The sequence below is a fragment of the Chryseobacterium sp. CY350 genome, assembly GCF_027945075.1.
GTDB lineage: Bacteria > Bacteroidota > Bacteroidia > Flavobacteriales > Weeksellaceae > Chryseobacterium.
Window position 1 is genome coordinate 3,163,964 of sequence record NZ_CP116034.1, and the last position, 16,364, is coordinate 3,180,327.

The window sequence follows — 16,364 nt, forward strand, 5'->3', positions numbered from 1 at the left end:
TTTAATTAATATTTTATGATTTTCTCAGAATTTTATTAATCATCGTGCGCTCATTATACACTAAAAACGCGATGAATAAGATGAACATTCCGTTGCCTATTAAATAATTATGCCTAAAACAATAGAATGAAATCATTGATATCGCTATGGACAAAACTAAATATACTGCTATTTTTTTTATGTTATAATGAATAGGATACTGCACTTTCCCCCAAATGTAAGAAATCACCATCATACTTGTGTAAGTAATTAATGCTGCAAAAGCACTCGCCCAATATCCGTATTCCGGGATAAAAGTAAAGTTGATGAATATCGTAATCGCTGCTCCTATTAATGAAATGTATAATCCGACTCTTGTCTGGTCTGATAATTTATACCAGATTGAAAGATTTAAATAAATTCCTAAAAATAAAGCTCCGAGCATTACAAAAGGAATAATTTCGATTCCTTCAAAATAAAGTGGGTTTCCTAAATATTCTTCAGAAATCCATTGTAGATTGACCATTAACCCTATATAGATCAAACAGTTGCAAATGACAAAAACGTCCATTAAGACAGAATATGTTTTGTGATTACTTTTATCTTTAAAACTCGAAAAAAAATAAGGTTCAATTCCCAGTTGATAAGCCTGGCGGAACACCGTGATAAAGGTCGCGATCTTATAAACACCTCCGTAAACACCAATTTGATGTTTGGCTTCTTCTTTTGGAAGGAGAAATTTAAGAAACTGCCGATCTAAGGTCTGATTGATAACTCCTGCCAATCCTGCAACCATCACCGGCCAGGAATAATTCATAATTCTTTTCCAAAGGGCAAAATCAAACTTTCTGAAACTGAAGTTTACAAATTCTTTCCCTACAATGGCTAACGTAATGATACTCTGAACTAAATTGGCAATGAAAACGTATCCTACACCAATTTCAGGATCATATTTTAAACCTAAAATACCATTTGGATAATGCGGAAGCCATTTGATGAAAAAAACAATCAGAAAGTAATAAACCAATGATCCTGCGACTTTTGAAATGGTATATAAAACCGGTTTTCCTTCAAGACGTAAAACCGCAGATGGAATCGTAGAAAAGGCATCAAACGAAAGAATAAAAAGAAAAATGACAAGATAGTTGACCTGATCCGGCGTTTCGAATGCGTTGGCGAGATCTTGTCTGAAAGTATATCCTAAAATTAGATAGATAAAACCGATTCCCAAAATACTCAATGCAGTAGTGGAGACCAAAGTTTTTTTATCGATATCGCCTTCCTGCGCAAAACGGAAAAAAGAAGTTTCCATTCCGTGGGTAAGGAAAACGGTAATAACTCCTGCAATAGAGTACCAGTCTACAAAAGGTGAAGATGCAGACGGCCCGAAAGCTTTGGTAACAATTGGTGCAATAAGGAAAGGAAAAATCCTCACCAGAACCGAACTTAGTCCGTAAACAGCGGTTTGCCCAAATAATTTCTTGTACAAATTTATTTTTTTAAAGTGCAAATGTAAATATTAGAATTCACAATTTTCAGACTTATGCTCAAAAATCATTGTTGAAAATATTAAATTTGTGCAATAAATCTATATCTCTAAAAATTAAAAATGAAAATTCTTATAAAAAACGTAAAAATCGTCAACGAAGGACAAATTATTGAAAGTGATATTCTCATTGAAAATGATTTGATTTCTAAAATTGATTCCGGAATTTCTGAAGAAGCAGATCAGATTATTGAAGGTTCTGGAAAATATCTTTTACCGGGAGTGATTGATGATCAGGTGCATTTTCGTGATCCGGGACTGACGCATAAAGGCGATATAGAAACCGAATCTAAAGCCGCAATTGCTGGTGGAATTACAAGTTTTATTGATCAGCCTAACACCGTTCCGAATGCAGTGACGCAAGATTTATTAGCCGATAAATATGAAATTGGTTCTCAAAAAGCATATGCCAATTACGGTTTTATGATGGGTGGAACGAATGATAATCTTGAAGAAGTTTTAAAGACAAATCCACGAAATGTCCCCGGTATAAAATTATTTCTAGGCTCTTCTACAGGAAATATGCTGGTTGACAATCCTGAAACTTTAGAAAATATTTTCAGCAATACAAAAATGCTGATTGCCGTTCATTGCGAAGATGAAGCAACCATTAAAGCAAATACTCAAAAATATTTAGATCAATATGGTGAAGATATTCCTGTGAAATTTCATCATTTAATAAGGAGTGAAGAAGCTTGTTATAAATCTTCTTCTAAGGCGGTGGAATTAGCGAAGAAAACAGGAGCGAGACTGCACGTTTTCCATTTGTCAACAGCAAAAGAAATGGAACTTTTCAGAAATGATATTCCTTTAAAAGATAAAAAAATTACAGCTGAAGTTTGTGTACATCACCTCACTTTTACGAATGAAGATTACGATACAAAAGGTGGATTGATCAAATGGAATCCTGCCGTAAAAACACAAAAAGACAAAGACGGACTTTGGGAAGCACTTCTTGATGATAGAATTGATGTAATTGCGACAGATCACGCGCCTCACACGTGGGAAGAAAAACAGAACGTGTATACAAAATGTCCATCAGGAGCGCCTTTGGTTCAGCATTCTTTGGTGGTGATGTTGGAAAATTATATTAACGGAAAAATTTCTTTAGAAAAAATCGTAGAGAAAATGGCTCATAATCCTGCGATTCTTTTCAGAGTAGAAAAAAGAGGTTTTGTGAGAGAAGGTTATAAAGCAGATTTGGTTTTGGTTGATTTAAATGAAAGCTGGACGGTTGCCAAAGAAAATATTCTGTACAAATGCGGTTGGAGTCCGCTTGAAGGAATGAATTTCCATGCTAAAGTGACCCACACTTTCGTAAATGGAAATCTGGTTTACGACAACGGAAAAATTAATGACGAAAAATTCGGAGAGCGTTTGCTTTTTGAAGTTCAGGAATAAATTATAACGAAATAATTGTATCAATCGGAACGGGCTTTAGCCCGTTTTTTTATTTAAATCAGAACGGATTCAGCCAAATTTAAATCTCTCGCAAATTGTACAAATAAAGCAGATTTTAAAAATTCAATCATCTGCAAAATTTGCTAAATCAACGAGAGAAAATTATCTAACAATTTTAAATTAATCAATCAAAATACTTTCAATAGCATTTTCTAAAGAGTTTTCCATAATTCCCGGAATTGACAAACCTTCTGCACGAAAAACGGTAACATCTGTAACTCCATAGAAACTAAAAACATTTTTTACATAAGGAACATTAGAATCATAAACCTGATAAGGACCTTTAGAATAAATGTTCCCCGAAGAAAAAGCAATATATAATTTCTTGTTTTTCAGCAATCCTTCAGGGCCTTTTTCGCTATATTGAAAAGTATATCCTGCTCTTGAGGTGTAATCAAAATACGCTCGAAGTGTTGCAGGTACCGAAAAATTGTACATCGGAGATTCAATAATTATAATGTTAGCTTCCTGCAATTCTGCAATAAGTCCTTCAGAATATTCATTAATTTTTTCCTGTTCGGGCGAGCGGTTTTCTGCCGGAGTGAAAAAAGAATTGATGTGAACATCTTCCAAAAGAGGAACAAGGTTTTTTGAAAGGTCACGTTCTTTTACCGTACTGTCAGGATATTTTTCCTGAACTTTTTCTAGTACACTTTTTCCTAATTTTCTGCTTGCGGATGCTTCTGCTCTCGGACTTGAGATGATATGCAAAATTTGTTTCATATTTTAAATTTTAAAATTTCTGTGACAAAATTATGTACATTTGCTTATCAAAAGTTAGTAGTGAACAAAAGGTTAGTAGTAACCTTTAAGTTAGTTAAATATATAATTATGGAAAATCAGGTAGCCAATGAGGAAGCTCTTAGCAGGGTAAAATGTGGCGAAAGCCTTTCTTCTGTTGAAGATGCCATCTACGTGATCGGTGGAAATGGAAGCTGAAAATCATTATTTCACTACAGGAACACGGCAGTATTCGATTCAATGAGCTTCAACGAATCGTTACCGGAATATCTGCAAGAGTACTTTCGAATGAATTGAAAGATCTGGAATTAAATGGTTTTGTCAAAAGAATTGTGCACTCAGAGCAAACTCCGGTTGTTGTAGAATATATTTCGACCGATTATAGTAAAACTCTGAAAAATGTAATCATGTCGCTCTCTGAATGGGGTATAACGCACAAACGCAATATCAGGGAAGATGTTTTTTAAATATTTGGAGTTTTAAAAAGTAAGTGCTATTTATTTGGCTTAGAACTCATATAAAAACTCAATTTTCCACCGTTCATAATCTCAGAATGTTTCAATGTAAAGTTCTTAATTTCCTTACCATTCAAAAGAATTTTTTGAACATAAACATTTTTCGGACTTTGATTGATGGCTTTAATTTCAAATGTTTTTCCGTTTTCCAAATTTAAAACAGCATTGTCAATTGCCGGACTTCCAATTGCATAATTTTCCGATCCCGGAGCAACAGGATAAAAACCAAGCGAACTCAAAATATACCACGCACTCATTTGTCCCGCATCGTCATTTCCGCCCAATCCATCGGGTGTTGCTTTGTATTGCATTTCTAAAATCCGTCTGATTTGCGCCTGGGTCTTCCCCGGTTGACCTGCCCAATTGTAGAAATAGGCAACGTGATGCGCCGGCTCGTTTCCATGAACATATCCGCCGATAATTCCTTCTCTTGTAATGTCTTCTGTATCTGCAAAAAACTCATCAGGCAAATGCATCGTGAACAATTCATCAAGTTTTGAAGCGAATTTTTTCTTCCCGCCCATCATTTTCATTAATTCATCCGGGTTTTGGGGAACAAAAAAACTGTAGTTCCAGGAATTTCCTTCAATAAAACCTTGTCCGTGCGTGCTCAAAGCATTAAAGTCTTTTTTAAAACTTCCGTCCGCCAAACGAGGTCGCATAAATCCGATCGTTTTATCAAAATTGTTCTTCCAGTTTTCAGAACGTTTGATGAATTGATTATAAATCTCTGTTTCACCCAAATGTTTTGCCAACTGAGCAATTGCCCAATCGTCATAAGCATATTCCAACGTATTGGAAACCGAAGTTCCGCTTTTTTCCGTCGGAATGTAACCCTTATCGATATAAAAACCGATTCCTTCGTAATCTCTTTTGTTGGCAGTTTCCACACAAGCTAACAATGCAGCTTTTGTGTCGCCGTCATAATTTCCTTTAATAATTGCATCAGCCACTACACTTACGCTGTGATAACCGCTCATGCACCAATTATCGTTTGCGTAGTGCGACCAAATCGGCAACATTTTCATTGAAAACTGATTGTAATGAGCCATCATCGATTTCACCATATCATTATTTCTCTTAGGCTGAATGATGTTGAAAAATGGATGAAGCGCACGATAAGTGTCCCAAATTGAGAACGTTGTGTAATTTGTAAAACCTTCTGCTTGATGAGTGTTTTGATCTAAACCTTTGTATTCTCCGTTACTATCTGTGTAAATTGTGGGGCTTATAAAAGTATGATACATTGCCGTATAAAAGTTCGTTTTTTCAGTTTCAGAACTTTTAATGAGGATCTTATTTAATTCTTTATTCCAGATTTTCTGTGTTTGTGCTTTGATTTGATCGAAAGATAAATTTGCAGTTTCTTTTTCTAAATTTTCTAAGGCATTAGCTTGACTTACAGGTGAAATTGCCAATTTAACTTCGATCGCCTCATTTTCATTCGTATCAAAATCAAAGTACATTTTCAGATTTTTTCCAGCGATTTCGGGAAAGTTTTTCGTCTGATCAAATTTTCTCCAAAAGCCGTTATAAACCTTTTTTTCATCAAAATTTTTCTGACCGTACGATTTAAACGACTTTGAAAATTTCATCGCAAAATAAACCGTTCTGGTTCTTGCCCAACCGTTGGTTTGTCGATAGCCTGTAACAGTATTTCCGTTTTCCACACGAACATATGTCCATACATTTTTACCGTCATAATTGTAAATTCCCGCCATCAAATCTAAAATAATATGAGCCTGATCAGATTTTGGAAAAGTATATCGATGAACTCCGACTCTTGTTGTTGCGGTTAATTCAGCTAAAATATTGTGATCATCCAATTTAACTCTGTAATATCCGGCTTCAGCTTTTTCGTTTTGATGAGAGAATCTGCTTCTGTAACCACTTCCGGGATTTGCTGCCGTTCCGGGATTCAATTGTAATTTTCCGACAGTCGGCATTACGAGAAAATCTCCTAAATCAGAATGTCCTGTTCCGCTAAAATGGGTAGAGCTGAAACCTACAATCGTTTTGTCTTCGTATCGGTAACCTGCACAATATTTATAAACTTCACCATTGTATTTTCCGTTGAGTTCGTAGGAAATCGTATCGGTTTCCGGACTTAGCTGAACGGCTCCGAAAGGTGCTGTTGCTCCGGGATAAGTGTGTCCCATTTTTTCGGTTCCGATCAACGGATTGACGTATTGTATTAATTTCTCAAATTGTTGAGCTTGAACATTTAAACTAAAAAACAATGCAATAAGAAAAAATGAAATTCCCGAATTTTTCATGAAGAATAGATTTTGAAAACGATAAAATTAATCAAAATCAAAAGATAATTGTTAATTGAAAAAAGATTAATAAAAGTCAGGCAAAAAAAATATTATTTTTCAGAAAACCGAAAACCAATTCCGTGGATATTTTCGATGACGATATTTTCCTCAGTTGCAAGCACTTTTCGCAATCTTGAAATAAAAACATCCAGACTTCTTCCCATAAAATAATCATCATCGCCCCAGATAGCTTTCAAAATATCCTGTCTCTTTAAGACAGAATTTTTGTGACGGATGAAATATAAAAGCAATTCAGATTCCCTCTGGGTAAGGGTAACCGTCTTTTCTGAATTTTGTAAGGTGTAATTTTTTGGATCGAAATTATATTTACCGACCGTATATTTTGGTGCTGAAGACTCTGTTTTCTTTGAACGTTTCAGGAAAATTTCAATTTTTAAAATCAATTCTTCGATGCTGAAAGGTTTTACCAGATAATCATCAGCTCCAATTTTTAAACCTTTTATTCTGTCTTCTTTTAAGGCTTTGGCAGAAATAAAAATGATCGGAATTTCTGAGTTTTTACTCCGGATTTGTTCGGCAAGATCAAAACCGTTCATTTCGGGCATCATAATATCTAAAAGACAAATGTCGAAATCTTTAGAATTGAAGGCTTCAAGTGCTGATTTTCCGTCTCCGAAATGTTCAATTTCATAATACGCTTCTAAGCTGTCCTCGATCAGAAAAGCAATGGTTTTGTCGTCTTCGGCGTATAAAATTTTAGATTTTTCCATTATTTATTAGTTACATTAAAACGGAAAAAACAAAGTTGTGGTAATTCCTTCATCTTTATTATTCTCAACAGATATTTTCCAGTGATGTTGCTGAACGATCTTTTTCACATAGAAAAGTCCAAGTCCAAAACCGGTAACTTCCTCACTTTTTTTTGTATTTACTCTGTAAAATTTATCAAAGATATAAGGAATATTCTTGGCTGGAATTCCCATACCGTTGTCTTTAAACTTTAAATATAAACCTTTTGAATCTTTGTCAGACGAAATTAAAATATTAGGTTTTGTCTCGCAATATTTAATGGAATTATCTAAAATATTATGGATGATGTTGGTAAAGTGAAATTTGTCTGCGACAACAGAAGTATTATTGTCGATAAGTAAAGTAATTTTGAGATTCTCATTTTTCAGCTGCATTGTTTCTGCAATTTCCTGAATGAATGGAAAGAGCGTGATTTTTTCAGTTTTAAGTGAAAGTCCTGAAGAATCGTTTTTAGCAATATTCAATATTTTCTCAATATGGTTGTTCAGCTTATTGCTTTGTTTGATGATAATTGATGTATACGTTTGAAGTTTGGTATTCTCTTGTACAACGTGTTGTTTATTAAGTGCTTCTGTCGCTAAAAGTATTGACGAAAGCGGAGTTTTGAACTCGTGCGTCATATTATTAATAAAATCCCTTTGCAGTTCAGAGAATTTCTTTTGCTGGATAATCGTGTAAATTGAATAAACATACACAAGCAAAATAATGATGAGCGCAAACGTGAGCAGATACCAGAAACGCAGTGAGCTGATCAGGTAAGTGGTTTTATCAGGAAAACGTATGGAAAAATAATAAGTCAGATTTTTATGTTTAGGAAACTGAATCACCTTCTCACTAGGTTCTTCCTGATGGCTGCTCATGTATTTTCCGTAAACCATCTGATCGCTATGGCAATTGTACAAAGCATAAACATAATCTGTATTAATTTGAAATCTCGTAAATTCTGTTTTTAGGTAATGCTCAAGAACTGCGGGATGAAATTCGTTATTGATATTGACAACGTAATAATCATTCGCGACAATCTGTACAGGATTTTCTGTAAAAGAGGTTTTGCCTTCAGACATTTTGTCGACAACCTCCATCAACGCAATATTTACTTTTTGGTTAAACTTTCTATCCTCAAGATTATAAGCCTGTTTGGTCCACAAAAGCTGAGCGATCAATATCCCGATAATTGCGACAAGGCCAAGCGTGATGATGATATTGAGTTTTTTTATTTCCATTTTCAAAAGCAATATTATCTAAAAATATCTATTTTCTCCTGATTATTAACAACTCATTAACAAATGTTTGGTAGCGGTTAACAAATTCTTTACTCAATCATCTTACCTTTGAAGTATCAAAAAGAAAACGATGGTTTCTTTAAAATTTATTAAACATTCAAAATTATATTCATGAAAAATTTGAAAATTACAGCATTATTGGCAGTTATGGCATTTTCACCATTTTATGCTAATGTATTCCCAATCGAAGGAACTTCTCTAGTAAAAGCAGTTGCAGAAGCGATCAAGTGGAAATCAGAATCAATCGACGTTGGAAACATTCCTCAGGGAAAACCAAAAGCAATTAGATTTGAATTTAAAAATACATCTACAAAGCCAATCATTATAGAAAACGTAGCTCCATCATGTGGTTGTACTGCAGCGAAGTATTCTGATAAACCAATTCAACCAGGCAAAATGGGCTTTGTTGAAGCTAGCTACAATGCAGCAAATGCAGGTGCGTTTGTAAAAACTGTAAACGTTACTACAAGTGATAGCAAAACGCCTAAAACTCTTTCTTTCAAAGGAACAGTGGTAGCGTCATAATTTAAGCCTAAAATAAATAAAGAACAGTCAGTATTAATTTATTGGCTGTTTTTTTTGGTTTGAATGATAGAATAGTATTTGTAACATTATATATCATGAAAATTTAGACTTTATCCATTAAATATTTGTTATTTTTAGGAAAAATAAACATATGAATCAATATACTCAGCCCATGTTGCGGGAAGATGCCCTGAAAGATAAAGTTGCCATCGTAACCGGTGGCGGAAGCGGTCTTGGGAAAGCAATGACCAAATATTTTCTTCAGCTAGGTGCGAAAGTAGTAATAACTTCAAGAAATCTGGAGAAATTACAGGGAACAGCCAAAGAACTGGAAGAAGAAACAGGCGGAAAAGTTCTTTGCGTTGCATGTGACGTGAGAAATTGGGATGAAGTTGAAGCGATGAAGGAAGCCGCTTTGAAAGAATTCGGAAGAATTGATATTTTACTGAATAATGCAGCAGGAAATTTCATTTCGCCAACAGAAAGATTGACGCATTCTGCTTTTGATTCTATTTTAGATATCGTTTTAAAGGGAACGAAAAACTGTACACTTTCTATCGGAAAACACTGGATCGATTCTAAAACTCCCGGAACAGTTTTAAATATCGTGACAACCTATGCCTGGACGGGTTCTGCATATGTCGTTCCATCAGCTTGCGCAAAAGCAGGAGTTTTGGCAATGACTAGATCTTTGGCTGTTGAATGGGGAAAATATAATATCCGTTTTAACGCTATTGCGCCGGGACCTTTTCCTACAAAGGGTGCTTGGGATAGATTGCTGCCGGGTGATATGAAAGATCAGTTTGATTTAGCTAAAAAAAATCCGTTGAAAAGAGTAGGAGAACATCAGGAACTGGCAAATCTTGCCGCTTATTTAGTTTCCGATTTTTCATCTTTTGTAAATGGTGAAGTGGTTACTATTGATGGGGGAGAGTGGCTGCAGGGAGCAGGTGAGTTTAATATGCTCGAAGATATTCCGCAGGAAATGTGGGATGCTTTAGAAACGATGATTAAAGCAAAGAAATCAAATTAATTAAATTAATTAAAATTTGAGTCCCGATTTGTAACAATTTCGGGATTTTTTTTACCTATCAAAAAACAACAAAATATTTTTTTCAATGAATCTAAAATTTTCGGCCATTATTTCCAGCGTTGCAGTAATGCTTTTTGCAAATTCTGTTAAAGCACAGGAATCTCCAAAATATGATTACGTAGAGGCTTTTAAACCATTTTTTTATTCGCAAACCGGTACAGAGACAAGATCAGCAAGCGGTCAGCCGGGACACGCATACTGGCAAAACTCGGCAGATTATAATCTGAATGTAAGTCTGAACGATGTGAAAAATGAAATCACAGGCACAGCCGAAATTACCTATACCAACAACAGTCCCGATAAAATGAATTTTCTATGGTTGCAGCTGGATCAGAATTTGTTTCAGAAAGATTCTCGTGGTAATGCTTTGGTGCCACTTTCGGGAAGCAGAAACGGCGCAAAAGGAGAAACTTTTGATGGCGGATACAAAATTAAATCTGTACAATACGAAGGTAAAGATGTAAAATATACCGTCACAGACACCAGAATGCAGATTGATCTTCCACAGGAATTAAAAGCGAAAGGCGGAGTTGCAAAAATTAAAATTGAATATTCTTTTCTTTCTCCACAATACGGTTCAGACAGAATGGGAGTTCAGGATACCAAGAACGGAAAGGTTTTTACGATTGCACAATGGTATCCTAGAATGTGTGTTTACGACGATGTTTTGGGATGGAACACAATGCCTTACTTAGGTGCGTCTGAATTTTATCTTGAATATGGAAATATTACAGCAAATATTACCGTTCCTGCCAATCATTACGTTGTGGCCTCGGGAGAACTTTTAAATGAAAAAGAAGTCTATTCAAAAGAAGAAAATAACAGATGGTCACAGGCAAGAAATTCAGACAAAACAGTTATGATCAGACAAGAATCTGAGATCAAAAAAAATAATGCTTCAGGAACAAAAACATGGAAATTTAAAATCAATCAAACAAGAGATTTTGCCTGGGCATCTTCTTCTGCATTTATTTTAGATGCAGCAAAAATCAACCTTCCTAGCGGTAAAAAATCTCTAGCAATCTCTGCTTATCCGGCTGAAAGTGCAGGAAGCGGTGCTTGGGGAAGATCTACAGAATATACAAAAGCCGCCATCGAGCATTATTCGGGAAAATGGTACGAATATACTTATCCGGCAGCGACCAATGTGGCCGGAAACGAAGGCGGAATGGAATATCCGGGAATCGTTTTCTGTCATATGGATTCTAAAGGTGAATCTCTTTGGGGCGTTACCGATCATGAATTCGGACACAACTGGTTTCCAATGATTGTGGGTTCCAACGAAAGGCTTTTTGCGTGGATGGATGAAGGATTTAATACTTTCATCAATGATTTGTCTACACAAGCTTTCAACAAGGGCGAATACTACAATAAACAAAATGTTGCTCAGGCAGGAAGTTATATATTGAATAACAATTTTGAGCCAATAATGGTGGGACCAGATAATATGAAGGAAAACAGCATCGGACTCTTAGCTTATTATAAACCGGGAATGGGAATGCAGATTCTGAGAGAATCTATTCTGGGATCGGAAAAATTTGACAAGGCTTTCAGAACGTACGTTGAGCGTTGGGCATTCAAACATCCTACCCCATGGGATTTTTTCCATACGATGGAAAATGTTTCAGGAGAAGAGCTCAATTGGTTCTGGAGAGGCTGGTTTATCAACAAATGGAAAATTGATCAGGCTGTAAAAAGTGTAAAATACATCAATGGAGATGTCACAAAAGGCGCGCAAATCACAATTGAAAATTTAGGACAATTGCCGATGCCGGCAACCGTTCAGATTAAATTTAAAGATAATACCGAACAAATTGTAAAACTGCCTGTAGAAATCTGGAAAAGAAATACAGAATGGACTTTCAAATTAGATTCTACAAAAGAAGTCGCTGAGGTAAAACTAGATCCCAAATCTGAAATTCCTGATGTCAATTCTGTAAATAATTCATGGTCTTCCGCAGATGCAAAACCAATGGAGAAGATCAAAATAAAAGATTTTACAGGAACTTACAGAAATAAAGAAATTAATTTAAAATTTACTTTTATAGAAAAGAATAATCAACTGTATAGCCAAGGTGAAGGTCAGCCAGAATTTGCGTTAGAATATATTGGTGACAGAACTTTCACTTACGATCAGCCTAAGCTTTCAATTACTTTTAGTCAGGATAAAAAAACAATGACTTTCAAGCAAGGCGAAAGAGAATTTAAATTTATAAAAGAATAAATAAGTTCTTTCCAGCATTTTTAAAGTTAATCATTAAATTATAAAAGCAGATTTTCCGTCTTGGAAAGTCTGCTTTTTATTTAGGGTGATTTCACCTTTTGTTTTCAGTTTATTTCCTGTAAAGTTTTCATAATTAGAGATATAGATTTGTAATAGAAATTTTTATTAACCTAAAAAACAATCAAATGGAAACATTAAAATCGGTGTTGGAATCTAACCACACCAAAAAAACAAAAAGTGAACTGATCGATCTTTTATCAGGAGTAGAAAAAGTGCTTACTCCAAGTGTTTATGATAAAATTTCCGGAGTGGAAATGGCTGAACTCAAAAATCTTTCGCTTAAAGATCTTCTTTCAATTGTTGAACAGTTTAAAAACAGTTACGACGAAAAATGGGAAAAATCTCTTCTCAATGCATCATCAGAAGTTCTTAAAATGATCTCTCTGAAAATGGCAGCAGATGAAGAAATTTTTAAAACATCAGACGCAGCAAATGCAGATTTCGCAGCAGAATTGGGAAGTATAGATTTTGCAACCATCATCGGCGGACCTTTGGATGCGTGTGTAAAAGCCCAGTCGAACGCTTCAATTGCAACAGTAAGTTTTATCAACGAAGTTGGTTTCGAACTTTCTGATCCTAATGATCCTGCAAGTGCGAAAAAACTGAGAATGGCAGATTTTAAATACAAAAAAAATGCGCCAAATCCCGATTACATCAGTAAAACCGAAACTCCGGATGAAGAGCCGATGATTCCTACAGACGTAGAACTTTCTGTTCCTTTTATTGCTTTGCTGAATGTTCCAAGCTTTAGAATTGAATCTTGTGAAGTTGATTTTAATGTTAAATTAAATTCTACTTACACCAAAAATGTAAGTAACGAATTTGGTTTAAAAGTTGGCGCTTCCGGAGGATGGGGTCCTGTAAAATTGAGTGTCGATGTTTCTTACAAACGATCTTCAAGCACCGGAATCAAAGTTGAAAAAGAATATTCTTTGGGAGTAAAAGTAAGAGCAACCAACGACGAAATGCCTGCGGGCTTAGAAAAAGTTTTAGGAATTTTGGCTCAGTAATTTCTAAATTTTACGATCATGATTAAATTATCAGATTACCTGGATTATCTCAACAACGAGATAATTCAGGCTCGTAAAAAAGCTGACGAAAATGCTGTTGCGATTGCAAAAGAATATGCAAAACATCCTTATCTGAAATTTTTTACAGCACCGAGATATGCTATGCCAAGCGTAAAAATGGATATTCCTCTGAAAATTACCGATATAGATTCTGATTCTAAATATAATTTTAAACTTAATGAAGATCAGCTGATTGGAGAATTGAATGATAGAATTCGTTTGGTTAACAGAGAAAAAAAACTCAATATTTCTGAGATTACAAAGAAGCAGATTCAGAATGATGATTTTAAAAATTTGTTTAAAAAATTGGAATCTAATGATCAGAAATTTGGGAAAATTCCCTCAACTGAAGTCATCAAAATTGATCTGAAAACAAAAATACAAACTTTAAATACGGGAATTTTCAGACCACAAGACGGAAGTACAGACGAAGAAGTGAACGAGTTGAAAGATATTTTCTCAAACGTTTTGCTGAATAAATACACGCTCGTCAATTCTAAGCTCAACAACATTTACATTGATCCAAACACAAACTCTGCAGAAGATAAAGACAAACTTTTTATCAATCTGCAGGTCACAATGGAAGCCGAAGGAATCAAAGTGCTTTCCTACAAAGATAAAGACGGAAACGAGGTCGAACAAATCACTTTTGAGTGATGCAGGAACTTATACATCATAGCACACAGACTCTGGAGTTTCATTTGGATAAACTCAATGAAGTTCAGGAGTTTTATCTGTCTAAATCTTTTGATTTTGATGCTCATTTTGATGCTTTTCTTCATAATCTTTTAGATTATTTTAAAGCTAAAGGAAACACAACATATGAATCTGAAGTTTTAAAAATAATGAGCATGATTTCTACCGTCAAACGTGGTTTTAATCCTGTGAAAATGGAAAAAGTGAACGTGGGGAAAAGAGATCTTATTTACGGATTTTCTTTTAACGGAATTGAAAGTATTCATGGGTTTTTAACTGACTTACTTTCAAAAGAACAAAGAAAACTGGATGAATCGGAAGAATTGCTTTCCGGGTTGATGATTTCAATGTATCAGAACGGAATTTTAGATGATGCGAAAATAAATGAACTTAATTCAATCGCAAAAATTGAATTATTCTGGAATCAGTTACTTCCGCAGAACACGACAATTGCGGGGATCAATAAAAAACTGAGACTTACTCTTTTGTCAGAAGATATTTATCTGATTCTTGAAAAAATATTAGCTAAACTTTCATAAAACTAAATAGCCATGGAAAAAGGAAGATACATCGTCCTGCTTAGGAATCAGGAGAAAAAATCACTCAAAAAAGTAGAAAATGAACTTCAGGTGAGCATCACATCCTCAGAATTTCTTTCCAAAGAAAATAGATCTTTTGAGGTGATAAATAATGATAGCGGAGTTTTATATAAAAACCTTGGAGTGGTCGTTGTAGAAAATATGGATGAAGATCAGCTTAAAAAAGCAGTGAAAGATGATTCAAATCCCATTATTTATTTTGAAAAAGAACGTGAGTTTTTTCCAGCCGATGAAATGAAAATTATTAATGAATTGAAAAAACAATCTGCGGAAATTTCAGATAAAATTAGCGAGCTAGAGCAATATCTCAATAATAAGCCGATTCCTCAGAAGAATTTTGTTGAAATGGAATGGGGATTAAAAGCCGTAGGAATTGAAAAATCCTTGTACACCGGAAAAGGAATTGATGTCTGCATTCTCGACACAGGATTAGATTTGTCACATCCGGATTTTGCATCAAGAGAAATTGAAGGGAAATCTTTCATCGAAGGCGAAGATTGGGACAAAGATCCGAATGGTCACGGAACGCATTGTGCAGGTATTTCAGCAGGAAATTTAAGATCAGATACAGGAAAACGGTATGGAATTGCCAAAGACTGCAATCTGAAAATCGCAAAAGTGCTTTCCAACAAAGGATCAGGAACCACAAGCAGCGTTGTAGATGCAATCGACTGGGCAATTTCTAAAAAATTCAAAGTGTTATCGCTTTCACTTGCCGCACCCGTTCAGTTCAATGAAAAACCTTCCGTGCTTTTTGAAACTGTAGGAATGAGAGCATTAGAAAATAATTGTCTCATCATCGCAGCGGCAGGAAATGACAGCAGCAGACCTTCTATTCCGAAACCTGTTTCTGCACCTGCAAATTCTGTTTCAATCTTGGCAGTTGCAGCGATTGACGGGCAAATGAGAGTGGCGAAATTTTCAAACGGAGGATTAAATCCATCAACCGGAGGCAGTATTAATGTTTGTGCTCCCGGAGTTGATATTATGAGCAGCTATCCTAAAAGCATAAAAAACAAAAACTATTATTTTGGTTTGAGCGGAACCAGTATGGCGACTCCACACGTTTCCGGACTTGCAGCTTTATATATGGAGCAGTTTCCCGATAAGACCGCAAAAGAAATCTGGGAAATGATTGAGACGAATGCAAAACCTATTGAAGGTTTGAAATACAGAGATATAGGAAGTGGCTTAATTCAAATAATTTAAAAATGAAAATCTACCTGGCTGTTCTGAAAAAAGATATTGATTTAGAAGAATTTAAACGAAATCTTAAAGAGAAAAAAATTAAATTTCTTGATCATTATAAAAGTGTAGCAATTGTAAAACTGCAAAGCGAAAAGAAAATTTCAGAACAAGATTTTGAAAAATTTTGCGAAAGCATTGAAGAAGAAAAAGATAATTTAACAATATAATCATCACAATAAAGCTTTTCTGTAACAGAGAAGTTTTATTTTTGTTTTTTAATTTTAAATGAAATAAA

The 16,364-nt window shown here is 34.9% G+C and carries 15 protein-coding genes; 10 read left to right on the top strand and 5 right to left on the bottom strand.

Annotation, left to right across the window (positions count from 1 at the left end; translation table 11 throughout):
- Window positions 1-13 precede the first annotated feature (13 nt).
- Window positions 14-1,468, bottom strand: a complete 1,455-nt coding sequence (locus tag PGH12_RS14780) for a lipopolysaccharide biosynthesis protein (RefSeq protein WP_267599832.1) — start codon at window positions 1,466-1,468, stop codon at window positions 14-16.
- Window positions 1,469-1,588: 120 nt separating this feature from the next.
- Between PGH12_RS14780 and PGH12_RS14785 the strand changes: the two genes are divergently transcribed.
- The gene (locus tag PGH12_RS14785) at window positions 1,589-2,926 is read left to right on the top strand and encodes a dihydroorotase (protein ID WP_267599833.1); all 1,338 of its coding nucleotides are present in this window, start codon (window positions 1,589-1,591) and stop codon (window positions 2,924-2,926) included.
- Window positions 2,927-3,106: 180 nt separating this feature from the next.
- On the opposite strand, the gene PGH12_RS14790 is transcribed toward PGH12_RS14785, so the two are convergent.
- The gene (locus PGH12_RS14790; RefSeq protein ID WP_267599834.1) at window positions 3,107-3,709 is read right to left on the bottom strand and encodes an FMN-dependent NADH-azoreductase; all 603 of its coding nucleotides are present in this window, start codon (window positions 3,707-3,709) and stop codon (window positions 3,107-3,109) included.
- 248 nt (window positions 3,710-3,957) lie between these two features.
- Here PGH12_RS14790 and PGH12_RS14795 point away from each other — a divergent pair, with 248 nt between their 5' ends.
- A complete protein-coding gene (locus PGH12_RS14795) occupies window positions 3,958-4,194 on the top strand; it encodes a winged helix-turn-helix transcriptional regulator (protein WP_267599907.1) in 237 nt (78 codons plus the stop codon).
- Between the two features lie 26 nt (window positions 4,195-4,220).
- Here the strand turns inward: PGH12_RS14795 and PGH12_RS14800 are convergent, their stop codons facing one another.
- The 3 genes from PGH12_RS14800 to PGH12_RS14810 form a co-directional block, all read right to left on the bottom strand.
- Window positions 4,221-6,518, bottom strand: coding sequence for a GH92 family glycosyl hydrolase (locus PGH12_RS14800; protein ID WP_267599835.1), 2,298 nt, complete (start codon window positions 6,516-6,518; stop codon window positions 4,221-4,223).
- Between the two features lie 92 nt (window positions 6,519-6,610).
- Entirely contained in the window at window positions 6,611-7,291 is a 681-nt protein-coding gene (locus PGH12_RS14805) for a response regulator transcription factor (RefSeq protein WP_267599836.1), read from the bottom strand.
- A 15-nt stretch (window positions 7,292-7,306) separates the two neighbouring features.
- Window positions 7,307-8,554, bottom strand: a complete 1,248-nt coding sequence (locus tag PGH12_RS14810) for a sensor histidine kinase (protein ID WP_267599837.1) — start codon at window positions 8,552-8,554, stop codon at window positions 7,307-7,309.
- A 171-nt stretch (window positions 8,555-8,725) separates the two neighbouring features.
- Between PGH12_RS14810 and PGH12_RS14815 the strand changes: the two genes are divergently transcribed.
- From PGH12_RS14815 to PGH12_RS14850, 8 genes are all read left to right on the top strand, one after another.
- On the top strand, window positions 8,726-9,139 hold the full coding sequence (locus tag PGH12_RS14815; protein WP_267599838.1) for a DUF1573 domain-containing protein: 414 nt from the start codon (window positions 8,726-8,728) through the stop codon (window positions 9,137-9,139).
- 151 nt (window positions 9,140-9,290) lie between these two features.
- Window positions 9,291-10,172: an SDR family oxidoreductase gene (locus tag PGH12_RS14820; protein ID WP_267599839.1), complete on the top strand. Its 882-nt coding sequence runs from the start codon at window positions 9,291-9,293 to the stop codon at window positions 10,170-10,172.
- 85 nt (window positions 10,173-10,257) lie between these two features.
- Complete coding sequence (locus tag PGH12_RS14825; RefSeq protein ID WP_267599840.1) at window positions 10,258-12,456, top strand: M1 family metallopeptidase; 2,199 nt, start codon at window positions 10,258-10,260, stop codon at window positions 12,454-12,456.
- 185 nt (window positions 12,457-12,641) lie between these two features.
- On the top strand, window positions 12,642-13,526 hold the full coding sequence (locus PGH12_RS14830) for a DUF2589 domain-containing protein (protein ID WP_267599841.1): 885 nt from the start codon (window positions 12,642-12,644) through the stop codon (window positions 13,524-13,526).
- A gap of 18 nt (window positions 13,527-13,544) precedes the next feature.
- A complete protein-coding gene (locus PGH12_RS14835) occupies window positions 13,545-14,243 on the top strand; it encodes a hypothetical protein (protein WP_267599842.1) in 699 nt (232 codons plus the stop codon).
- The gene (locus tag PGH12_RS14840) at window positions 14,243-14,821 is read left to right on the top strand and encodes a hypothetical protein (protein ID WP_267599843.1); all 579 of its coding nucleotides are present in this window, start codon (window positions 14,243-14,245) and stop codon (window positions 14,819-14,821) included. Before PGH12_RS14835 ends, PGH12_RS14840 begins: the two co-directional genes overlap by 1 nt.
- Window positions 14,822-14,833: 12 nt before the next feature.
- Entirely contained in the window at window positions 14,834-16,090 is a 1,257-nt protein-coding gene (locus PGH12_RS14845) for a S8 family peptidase (RefSeq protein WP_267599844.1), read from the top strand.
- Window positions 16,091-16,092: 2 nt separating this feature from the next.
- On the top strand, window positions 16,093-16,296 hold the full coding sequence (locus PGH12_RS14850) for a hypothetical protein (RefSeq protein WP_267599845.1): 204 nt from the start codon (window positions 16,093-16,095) through the stop codon (window positions 16,294-16,296).
- The last annotated feature ends 68 nt before the right edge of the window (window positions 16,297-16,364 follow it).